This window comes from Microbacterium sp., from assembly GCF_035277845.1.
Lineage (GTDB): Bacteria > Actinomycetota > Actinomycetes > Actinomycetales > Microbacteriaceae > Microbacterium.
In genome coordinates, this window is sequence record NZ_DATEJS010000044.1 from 1 (window position 1) to 6,469 (window position 6,469).

Consider the following 6,469-nt stretch of genomic DNA (forward strand, 5'->3'; position numbering starts at 1 on the left):
ATCTGGTGCGCGCGATCAGCCTGCACAAGCACAAGATCGACCACGTCGCCCACCTGGGTCCGTCGGTGGCGGCGGGCATCGGCACGCTGCTGGACCTGGACCAGGAGACGATCTACCAGGCGATCGGGCAGGCGCTGCACACGACGACCGCGACCCGGCAGTCCCGCAAGGGCGAGATCTCCACGTGGAAGGCGTACGCTCCGGCGTTCGCGGGCAAAGCGGCCATCGAAGCCGTCGACCGCGCGATGCGCGGGCAGACCTCGCCGTCGCCCATCTACGAGGGCGAGGACGGCGTGATCGCGTGGATGCTGGACGGGCCGGATGCCTCGTACGATGTGCCGTTGCCGGGGGAGGGCGAGCCGAAACGCGCGATCCTGGACTCGTTCACCAAGGAGCACTCGGCCGAGTATCAGGCGCAGGCGTTCATCGACCTGGCCCGGCGTCTCGGCACCGAGCATCCGTCGCTGCGCGACGGCCTCTCGGAGGACGGCTCGCCGATCGAGTCCGTCGTGCTGCACACGTCGCACCACACGCATCACGTGATCGGCTCGGGCGCGAACGACCCGCAGAAGTACGACCCGCAGGCATCCCGCGAGACGCTGGACCACTCGATCCCGTACATCTTCACGGTCGCGCTGCAGGACGGCACCTGGCATCACGTCGACTCGTATCTGCCGTCTCGGGCGGCGCGCGAGGACACCGTGGCGCTCTGGGAGAAGGTCACCACCGCGGAGGATGCCGAGTGGACCCGCCGGTACCACTCCGAGGACCCCGACGAGAAGGCGTTCGGCGGCCGCGCGGTCATCCGCTTCGAGGACGGCAGCGAGATCGTCGACGAGATCGCGGTGGCCGACGCGCACCCGCTCGGCGCCCGCCCCTTCGCCCGCGAGGACTACGTGCGCAAGTTCCGCACCCTCGCGGAGGGCGTGCTCGACCCGGAGGAGGTCGACCGGTTCCTCGGCCTCGCCGAACGCCTGCCGGAGCTGACCCCCGACGAGGTCCGCGAGCTGTCGATCGTGGCATCCTTCGGGGTGCTCGCCCTCGCCTCCGCCCCGAAGGGCCTCTTCTGATGTCCCCCCGGTCGTTGAGCGAGCGGAGACCCGGATCGGTCGTTGAGCGAGCGAAGCGAGCCGAAACGCAGGGAGCGCGCTGATGCTGTACTCCCAGACCCCGGCCTCCGAGAAGCGGCGCCTGTTCCGGGAGCGGCTCGCCACGGGGGAGCTGCTGCGGTTCCCGGGCGCGTTCAACCCGCTGTCGGCCCGCCTGATCGAGCGCAAGGGCTTCGAGGGGGTCTACATCTCGGGTGCGGTGCTGTCCGCGGACCTGGGGCTGCCCGACATCGGCCTCACCACTCTGACCGAGGTCGCCGGGCGGGGGCAGCAGATCGCCCGGATGACGGAGCTGCCGGCGATCATCGACGCGGACACCGGGTTCGGTGAGCCGATGAACGTGGCCCGCACGATCCAGACCCTGGAGGATGCCGGCCTGTCCGGCACCCACATCGAGGACCAGATCAACCCGAAGCGGTGCGGGCACCTGGACGGCAAGGCCGTGGTCGACGAGTCGACCGCGCTCAAGCGGATCCGTGCCGCGGTGGATGCCCGAAGAGATCCGAACTTCCTGATCATGGCGCGCACCGACATCCGGGCCGTGGAGGGTCTCGAGTCCGCGGTCGACCGGGCGAAGGCGCTTGCGGATGCAGGTGCCGACGCGATCTTCCCGGAGGCGATGCGCACCCTCGACGAGTTCGCCGCGGTGCGCGCCGCGGTGGACGTGCCGATCCTCGCCAACATGACCGAGTTCGGGAAGTCCGAGCTGTTCAGCGTCTCGCAGCTGCGGGACGTGGGCGTGAACATCGTGATCTGGCCGGTGTCGCTGCTGCGCATGGCGATGGGCGCCGCAGACCGGGCACTTTCCGAACTCGAGACCGAGGGGCATCTCACCGGGCTCCTCGACCAGATGCAGCACCGCGCCGACCTCTACGACCTCATCGACTACGAGGGCTACAACCACTTCGACACCAGCGTTTTCAACTTCCAGATCGGTCGTTGAGCGAGCGCAGCGAGACGAAACGCATCGACCCCGTTTCGTCTCGTCGCTTCGCTCCTCGCTCAACGACCGGGGGGCAATGAAAGGACCATCCAATGACCGACATCAAGAAGGGCCTCGCCGGCGTCGTCGTCGACGAGACCGCCGTCAGCAAGGTCAACCCCGAGACGAACTCGCTGCTGTACCGCGGGTACCCGGTGCAGGAGCTCGCCGCGACCCAGCCGTTCGAGGCCGTCGCCTACCTGCTGTGGAATGGGGAGCTGCCCACCGACGACCAGCTCGCCGAACTGCGTGCCACTGAACGGCAGCATCGTGCACTGCCCGCCGACGTCAAGGCCGTCATCGACCTGGTGCCGGTCAGCGCCCATCCGATGGACGAGGTGCGCACGGCGGTGAGCCTCTACGGCGCGCAGGACCTCGCGACCGGGTCGAGCTCGGTGCTGGATGCCTCGGGCGACCCGTCCCAGAACCTGGAACGCAGCGTCCGCATGTACGCCGCGCTTCCCGCGATCGTCGCCTACGGGCAGCGCCGCCGCCGCGGCCAGGACCTCGTCGCCCCGCGTGACGACCTCGACTACGCGGCCAACTTCCTCTGGATGACCTTCGGCGAAGAACCCGACGAGGTCGTCGTCGACGCGTTCAACCGGTCGATGATCCTGTACGCCGAGCACTCGTTCAACGCCTCCACCTTCACCGCGCGGGTCGTGGCATCCACCCTGAGCGACCTGTACTCCGCCGTGACCGCGGCGATCGGCGCGCTCAAGGGTGCGCTGCACGGCGGGGCGAACGAAGCCGTGCTGCACATCTTCGACGAGATCGGGGATGCCTCCAACGTCGGCTCGTGGCTGGACAAGGCACTCGCCGAGAAGCGCAAGATCATGGGCTTCGGACACCGCGTCTACAAGCACGGCGACTCCCGCGTGCCCACGATGGAGGCCGCGCTGAACACCCTCGTGGAGCACTTCGACCGGCAGGACGTCGCCGATCTGTACAACACGCTCAAGGACGAATTCGTCGCGCGCAAGGGCATCTACCCGAACCTCGACTACCCGTCCGGGCCGGCGTACAGCCTCATCGGGTTCGACACCCTCACCTTCACGCCGCTGTTCGTCGCCGCGCGCGTGACCGGCTGGACGACCCACATCATGGAGCAGCAGGCATCCAACGCCCTGATCCGCCCGCTGTCGGAGTACGTCGGCCCGGACGAGCGGCACATCCCCGGCTACGTTCCGGATGCCGCCGCCGAGGAGACCACCGACCGCCCCGCCGAAGCCGCCGACTGACCCGGTGCTCCCCCCTCCCCCCGGTCGTTGAGCGAGCGAGCGCCAGCGAGCGAGACGAAACGCCCTGAGCCGCCGCGTTTCGTCTCGCTTCGCTCGCTCAACGACCGGGGGTGGTGGTCGAGGGTGGTGGTCGGGGGCTCCGGGGTGCTCCGGGGGCTCAGCGGCCGGTGGGCTCCGCGATGAGCGTGCGGACCGAGTCGCGGGCGATCACCGGCATCGGCAGCAGCTCGTGCGCGAGCTCCCGGTCGCCGAGCAGCATCTCGACGCCGTGGCGCGCCATCTGCTCGTACGGCAGGCGCGCCGTGGTCAGACCGGGGCGCACGAGGCTCGCCAGCTCCTCGTCGTCGAAGGAGACCACGGAGATGTCCCGGGGCACGTGCAGGCCCAGGTCGGACAGCGCCTGGTAGACCCCGAACGCCACGCCGTCGGTCCCGGCGATGAACGCGGTGATCTCAGGGTGGTCGGCCAGCAGTCTCGTGGTCTCGGCGAATCCGAGCGCCGTCGTCCAGTTCTCGCCGACCGCCTCGAACGAGGTCGCCCCGCGTTCGGCGAGGGCCTCGCGGATGCCGGCGAGGCGTCGCGCGATCGTCACGGACCGTCGCGGGTCTCCGGCGATCTGGGGGATGTCGGCGATGAATCCGATCCGGGTGTGGCCGGCATCCATCAGCACCGATGCCATCGCCCGCCCCGCCGCGTACTCGTCGGGCAGGACGCTGGGCAGGTCGTCGGGCGTGCGCCCGTTGACGATGACGACCGGCACGCCGTGCGGCGCCGAGGGGACGTCGACCATGCGCGCCGCCATCAGCCCCACGATCACGCCGTCGACGCGGCGGTCGATCATCTCGTCGAACGCCGCCGCGAGCTGTGACACGTCGTCGCCGGTCTCGGCGATGAGCACCGTGTGGTCGTACTCCTTCGCGGCGCGCAGCGTGCCGCGCACCATCGCGGAGGCGAAGCGGGTGATCGTGACCTGGTCGGAGATGAAGCCGATGGTGCGCGTCTTGCCGGATCGCAGGCTCTGGGCGGCCGGATTGGGCTTGTAGCCGAGCTGGGCCGCGGCGGCCCGGGCGCGCTCGGCGGCTTCGTCGGACAGGCGCGATCCCGGCCGGTCGTTGAGGATCAGGCTCACCGCGGTCTTCGACAGCCCGGCGAGCCGGGCGACATCGGCGAGCGTGGCTCTGCGCGGCGGCGTCATCGCATCCTCCCCCTATGGTCGGCTCTCAATCTAACGGATAGATCACGATGCTGAACCAATTTAGCGCTATGTCTTGCGCGGCGCGCTGTGAGGCTGTTACCGTCTGCTTAATCGGTTCAGCAGATCGCGCATCGCCTCAGGAGTGCGACGCGATCCACTCAGAGAGGAGTACTTGATGGCACGTGAATTCGGGCCCGTCATGGACCGGCGCGACCTGTTCCGGCTGGGGGGTGTCGGCCTCGCGGGCATCGCGCTCGCCGGTCTCACCACCGGCCTTGCCGGCTGCGCGCCGGGAGGATCGGGAGGCGGCGCCAACACCGGGACGCTCACCATGCTCTACTTCGGCGACCAGAAGGCCGCCACCACGCTGCAGACAGCACTGCAGTCGAAGGTGAAGAAGATCGACAAGGGCCTCACCCTCAAGGTCACCGCGATCAACGGCACCGACTGGAACGACTTCCTCGCCAAGGTGCTGACCCTCATCGCCGCGGGCCAGGCTCCCGACATGGTGAGCGTCGCGACCGAGGGCCTCCAGCTGATGGCGAGCAAGGACCTCATCGTCCCGCTCGACTCGTACGTCACCAAGGACATGGCGTCGCTGAAGGCGAACTACTTCAACGACATCCACCCGGCGCTCATCGAGGCGATGATGTACCAGGGCCACCTGTACAACATGCCCGACAGCTTCAACGCCGGCAGCATGTTCTACAACACCGGCATCCTGCAGAAGGCCGGCATCGCCGCACCGTCGGCGGGCTGGACCGTGGACGACTTCCACACCATGGCCCAGGGCATCAAGAAGGCCGGCGGCCAGGCGCTGCCGTTCGACTGGGTGGTTCGCCTGTGGGGTTCGTGGACCTCGTTCCTGTACGCCAACGGCGGCAACCTGCTCGAAGAGGGCAAGTACTCCGGCGGCGACTGGCTGTGGTCGAAGGCGTACGACGCCGGCAACCCGCTCATCGCCGGCCGCCAGGGCGGCTGGAAGTGGGGCGCGCCGACGGCGAACTCCGCCCCGTCGGTCGAGGCGCTGCAGTACGTGATCGACATGCAGCGCAGCGGCCTGTCCCCCTCGCCCGACGTGGGCGGCGGCGGCACCCTGCAGGGCCTCTTCTCGTCGGGTCGCATCGGCATGACGATCGGCGGCGGGTTCTGGGCGGGCGGCCTCACGAACGCCGGCATGAAGAACGGCAGCTTCGACGTGCAGACGTTCCCGTCCTGGAAGGGCAACAAGTCCCTGTTCGGCACCGGCGGCTACTCGATCTTCAAGTCGTCGCAGAAGAAGGATGCCGCGTGGGAGGTCATCAAGATGATGATCGAGCCGGAGAGCTTCGACATCATGTTCCCGGGCAACATCACCACGCCCGGGCGCAAGTCGCTGATGACCGCCGAGCGCTACAAGACCACGGGCCCCGACCACTGGTCCGTCTTCTACGACCAGCTCAACGGCTCGGTGCCGATCTCGGCGCCCTCGTACTACAACGCCCTCGCGACGTCGCTGAACCAGCGCACGACGCAGGCGGTGTCGTCGGGCAGCGCCAAGTCGGCTCTGGATGCCATGCAGAGCGACCTCGAGAAGGTTGCGACGGGCTCCTGATGTCCTCCGTCGCCGCAGTACCGCACGCCGTCGTCGAAGAGGACGTGCCGCACCACAAGGCGAAGCCACCTCGGGTCGTCCGCCGCCGCCCAGGCGCGCGGCGGACGGCCCGCCGAGAGGCGGTCTTCGGCTACGCGATGATCTTCCTCGCGATGCTGTTCGTGACGGTGTTCACGTTCCTCCCGATCCTCGCCTCGCTCGGCCTCTCGTTCTTCGACTGGGACGTCATCTCCCCGCCGAAGTTCGTGGGCATCGCCAACTACCAGCGGTTCCTCGCCGACGGTCCGGTGCTGCAGTCGTTCGGCACGACGATCTGCATGGCCATCGCCATCGTGGTGCTGCAGCTCT

General features: G+C 68.6%; 6 protein-coding genes. 5 read left to right on the forward strand and 1 reads right to left on the reverse strand.

Annotated elements, in window-relative coordinates; all coding sequences use genetic code 11:
- From VJR25_RS01660 to VJR25_RS01670, 3 genes are all read left to right on the forward strand, one after another.
- Positions 1 to 1,070: MmgE/PrpD family protein (locus tag VJR25_RS01660; RefSeq protein WP_324111855.1), on the forward strand; the 1,070-nt coding region annotated here is incomplete at its 5' end.
- 82 nt (positions 1,071 to 1,152) lie between these two features.
- Entirely contained in the window at positions 1,153 to 2,052 is a 900-nt protein-coding gene (prpB, locus tag VJR25_RS01665; protein WP_324111858.1) for a methylisocitrate lyase, read from the forward strand.
- Between the two features lie 92 nt (positions 2,053 to 2,144).
- Positions 2,145 to 3,332: a bifunctional 2-methylcitrate synthase/citrate synthase gene (locus VJR25_RS01670; RefSeq protein ID WP_324111862.1), complete on the forward strand. Its 1,188-nt coding sequence runs from the start codon at positions 2,145 to 2,147 to the stop codon at positions 3,330 to 3,332.
- A 157-nt stretch (positions 3,333 to 3,489) separates the two neighbouring features.
- Here VJR25_RS01670 and VJR25_RS01675 read toward each other — a convergent pair whose 3' ends face one another.
- Entirely contained in the window at positions 3,490 to 4,527 is a 1,038-nt protein-coding gene (locus VJR25_RS01675; protein WP_324111864.1) for a LacI family DNA-binding transcriptional regulator, read from the reverse strand.
- A 175-nt stretch (positions 4,528 to 4,702) separates the two neighbouring features.
- Between VJR25_RS01675 and VJR25_RS01680 the strand changes: the two genes are divergently transcribed.
- Entirely contained in the window at positions 4,703 to 6,121 is a 1,419-nt protein-coding gene (locus VJR25_RS01680) for a sugar ABC transporter substrate-binding protein (protein ID WP_324111866.1), read from the forward strand.
- Positions 6,121 to 6,469 (forward strand): carbohydrate ABC transporter permease (locus VJR25_RS01685; RefSeq protein WP_414683702.1); only part of this gene is annotated, 349 nt, incomplete at its 3' end. The genes VJR25_RS01680 and VJR25_RS01685, both read left to right, overlap by 1 nt.

Excerpts from the sequence above, each read along its gene's own strand:
- prpB (WP_324111858.1), top strand. The coding sequence starts at position 1,153 with ATGCTGTACTCCCAGACCCCGGCCTCCGAGAAGCGGCGCCTGTTCCGG.
- VJR25_RS01670 (WP_324111862.1), top strand. The coding sequence starts at position 2,145 with ATGACCGACATCAAGAAGGGCCTCGCCGGCGTCGTCGTCGACGAGACC.
- VJR25_RS01675 (WP_324111864.1), bottom strand. The coding sequence starts at position 4,527 with ATGACGCCGCCGCGCAGAGCCACGCTCGCCGATGTCGCCCGGCTCGCC.
- VJR25_RS01680 (WP_324111866.1), top strand. The coding sequence starts at position 4,703 with ATGGCACGTGAATTCGGGCCCGTCATGGACCGGCGCGACCTGTTCCGG.